Annotated in this window: 4 protein-coding genes; 1 reads left to right on the top strand and 3 read right to left on the bottom strand. The window is 71.0% G+C overall.

Annotated elements, in window-relative coordinates; genetic code table 11:
• The 3 genes from G6017_RS11560 to G6017_RS11550 form a co-directional block, all read right to left on the bottom strand.
• The coding region (locus G6017_RS11560) for an alpha/beta fold hydrolase (RefSeq protein ID WP_182617458.1) at nt 1-295 on the bottom strand (295 nt) is incomplete at its 3' end.
• Nucleotides 292-945, bottom strand: a complete 654-nt coding sequence (locus G6017_RS11555) for a TetR/AcrR family transcriptional regulator (protein ID WP_017835423.1) — start codon at nt 943-945, stop codon at nt 292-294. The genes G6017_RS11560 and G6017_RS11555, both read right to left, overlap by 4 nt.
• Nucleotides 942-2297: a flavin-containing monooxygenase gene (locus G6017_RS11550; RefSeq protein WP_182617457.1), complete on the bottom strand. Its 1356-nt coding sequence runs from the start codon at nt 2295-2297 to the stop codon at nt 942-944. Before G6017_RS11550 ends, G6017_RS11555 begins: the two co-directional genes overlap by 4 nt.
• A 157-nt stretch (nt 2298-2454) precedes the next feature.
• On the opposite strand from G6017_RS11550, the gene G6017_RS11545 reads away from it, so the two are divergent.
• Nucleotides 2455-3240 carry an SDR family NAD(P)-dependent oxidoreductase gene (locus G6017_RS11545; RefSeq protein ID WP_182617455.1) on the top strand — a complete coding sequence of 262 codons (786 nt, stop codon included), beginning with the start codon at nt 2455-2457 and terminating at the stop codon, nt 3238-3240.
• Nucleotides 3241-3327: the final 87 nt, after the last annotated feature.

Here is a 3327-nt window from a genome sequence, read left to right as displayed (position 1 = left end):
CGACAGCGGCGACCGCCGCCCGGACGTCGTCCTGCTGCCGCGACGGCGAGACGACCTGTCGGGGCCCGCCGTCAGACCGTCCGAAGCCGCGGTAGTCGAACGCGAACGCCGCGTACCCGGCGGCGGCGAAGGCCTCGGCGAACTGGAGCAGACCCGAGTCGGCCGTTCCGCCCAGCCCGTGTGCCAGGACGACGCACGGTGCCCGATCCGTCCCGGCCGCGGGCAGGAACCACCCGCGGCAGGTGTCCCCCCCGGAGCGGAAGTCGAGGTCGACGGGGGTGATCTGGCTGGTCACGAGGGTTCTCCTGGGTTGTCGACCTCCGGGTCCGGGCGGCCGTAGATGGCCCGGACCCACAGGTCCGAGGCGGTGGCGATCATGGGCTCGCGATCCGCACCGGGGTCGTAGACGAGGTGTTCGAGAACCGATTCGTTGATCTGGATCAGGGCGGTGGCGAGCGAGTCCGGGTCGGCCCCCTCGGGGGCCCGGCCGGCCGCCCGCTCGGAGCGGATGTACTCGGCGATGGGCGTCGCCAGCTCGGCCCGCCCCTCGTCCCAGAGGCGGCGCATGGGTTCGTGCGTGGTCCGCGCGGTGAGCAGGGCACGGTAGACGTGCGCGTTGTCGACCATCCGGTCCGCCAGGCGGCTCAGCGTGGTCGACACGCGGGACCGGAAGCGGCCGTCGGAGTTCACCAGCATGTCGTTCGACTTGGCGGCGGTCGCCTGGATGGAGGAGAGCAACACGGTCACCGCCGCGGCCTTGGAGTCGAAGTAGAAGTAGAACGCCGATCGGGTGATGCCGGCCGCGTCGGTGAGGTCGGCCACCGAGATGTCGTCGAGTTTGGTGGTGCGCAGCTGCCGGTCGAGCTCGGCCAACAGGGCCTCGCGGCGTCGATCGCCGCGGGGTGAACCGTTCGCGCCCTCGCCGGAGGTGCCGTTCCCGCTCATGCGTGTGCCGCCGTCCGGATCATCCCGCCGGAGCGGGCCGCGCGCTCGCGGCCCTCCGGGATCTCCCGGGTCCGCAGGTCGTGCTCGTAGAGGAAGTAGTCCACCTGTTGTTGGTGCCGCGGGGTGTCGAGCATGTGCCCGATGTACTTCTTCTCGTCGGCCACGATGACCTGCTCCATCTCCGCCCGGTCCGGCGTGCGGTACAGGCCGGCCGCCCACGCGGCCGCCAGCCGGGCCTGGGCCTCGACGAACGGGAACAGCGTGGGCGTGGACTGGGCGAAGCCGACCATCACGAGGTCGTCGATGCCCGGGGAGAACATCCGCTTGTAGAGCGGCACGTGGTTGTGGGCGTCGGCGCTGAGGAACTCGGGGTCGAAGAAGGGGAACGAGGTGTTGTAGCCGGTGGCCTGGATGACGACGTCGAACTCCTGCGCCGTGCCGTCCTCGAAGTGCACGGTCCGCCCCTCGAACCGGGCGATGTTGCCCTTGGCCGTGATGTCCCCCGAGCCGAGTCGGAGCGGCAACTCGACGGACTGGGTGGGGTGCGCCTCGAAGAACTTGTGGTTGGGCTTGGGCAGTCCGTAGGACTCCGGCCGGCCCGCCGACATCGGTTGCATGGCCTGGATGGCCTTGCGCTGCCACGAGTAGGGCAGGAACGGGAACGTGGCGAAGTACTTGTCGGCCGGCTTGCCGGCGATGTACTTCGGGACGATCCACGCGCCAGACCGGGTGGAGATCACCACCTCGTTCCGCATCACCTTGGAGGACAGCTCCACCGCGATGTCGGCGGCGCTGTTGCCCAGGCCCACCACGAGGATGCGCTTGTCCAGCAGCTCGAGCGGGTCCCACGGGTCGACGTAGGCGTGCGAGTGGATCATCTCGCCGGTGAACTCGCCCGGGAAGTCGCCGAACCGCGGGTCCCAGTGGTGTCCGTTGCCCACCACCAGCGCGTCGAAGCGGCGGGTGCCGGTGCGTTCGGTGGTCAGCTCCCAGCCGCCGCCCTCGAGCCGTTCGGCGTGCAGGACCCGGTTCTCGAACTCGATGCGGCGCAGCAGGTCGAAGGCCTCGGCGTAGTCGTCGAGGTACTGCTTGATCTGCGAGTGGTGCGGGAAGTCCGGGAACTCCTCGGGCATGGGGAAGTCCCGGAAGCTCAGCTGATGCTTGGAGGTGTCGATGTGCAGCGACCGGTACGCGCTCGAGCTCCCGTTGGGGTTGTCGAACGCCCAGTTCCCGCCGATCCGGTCGGACGCCTCGAAGCCCACCGCCTCGATGCCGTAGTCGTCGAGCATCTTGAGGGTGGTGAGACCGCTGATGCCCGCGCCGATGACGGCGACAGTGGGGGTGGGTGTCATGGAAACCTCTTCGGGCCGGGGACCGCCGCGCCGGAAAGCTATGGCGCGAATCACATTGCGGTCCTAGATTATGGCCAGGGATTGACGGGCGTCAACAGCGTCCCGCGCGCGCTGACGGGGCACCCCGCCCCGGGCCCCATCCCGGACGGAGGCGGAAATGGCGGACGACACGACCGGTAGGCGGCACGCGGTGGTGGTCGGTGGCGCATCCGGGATCGGATGGGCCACGGCGCGGCAGCTGGCCTCCGACGGGTGGCGGGTGACGGTGGCCGACGTCAACGGCGACCTCGCCGAGGCGCGCGCGGCCGAGTTGGCCGGCCCGGCCGACGCCCCGGCCCGGGGCCACGAACACCGGGTCGTCGACGTGGTGGACGAGTCGTCGGTGGAGGCGCTGTTCTCCGGTATCGCCCCTGAACTGGTCGTCACCACGGCCGGGGTGAGCACGCTCGGGATGGTCACCGACCACGACACCGCGGAGTTCAGGCGGGTGGTGGACGTGTGCCTCACCGGCGCGTTCCTCGTGCTCAAGCACGCCGGTCGGGTCGTCGTCGAGGGCGGCTCGATCGTCGCCATCGCCTCGCTCAACGCGCGGCAACCCGGCCGGGGGATGGCCGCGTACTGCGCTGCCAAGGCGGGCCTGGTGATGCTCGCGCAGGTGGCCGCGCTCGAGCTCGGGGAGCGGGGGGTCCGGGTGAACACGGTCTCGCCAGGGTTCCTCGTCACCCCGCTCACCGAACCGGTCCTGCAGATCCCCGGGCTCGCCGAGGAGTACGCCGAGAACGCGGCGGTGACGCACCGGGGCACCGCGGAGGACGTCGCCCGGGCGGTGCTCTACCTCGCCGACTCGCCCTGGATGACGGGGGAGGACCTGGCCGTCGACGGAGGCGCCCAGCTGCGCCGCTATCCGGACGTGCTCGGCCTGGCGACCAAGGCGTTCTCGTGAGGCCGGGTCGCGGCCGCGCGAGAAACGGACCCCGGGGTGCGGGCCGCGGGAGAAGCCGCCCCGGCACCCCGGGATTCGCCGGGCGAT

Source organism: Dietzia sp. B44, from assembly GCF_014145245.1.
Lineage (GTDB): Bacteria > Actinomycetota > Actinomycetes > Mycobacteriales > Mycobacteriaceae > Dietzia > Dietzia natronolimnaea.
Note: the sequence above shows the minus strand (reverse complement) of the source record. Positions and strands in the feature narration are given on the sequence as shown.

Coding starts and splice junctions, on each gene's coding strand:
- G6017_RS11555 (WP_017835423.1), bottom strand. CDS start 945: ATGAGCGGGAACGGCACCTCCGGCGAGGGCGCGAACGGTTCACCCCGC.
- G6017_RS11550 (WP_182617457.1), bottom strand. CDS start 2,297: ATGACACCCACCCCCACTGTCGCCGTCATCGGCGCGGGCATCAGCGGT.
- G6017_RS11545 (WP_182617455.1), top strand. CDS start 2,455: ATGGCGGACGACACGACCGGTAGGCGGCACGCGGTGGTGGTCGGTGGC.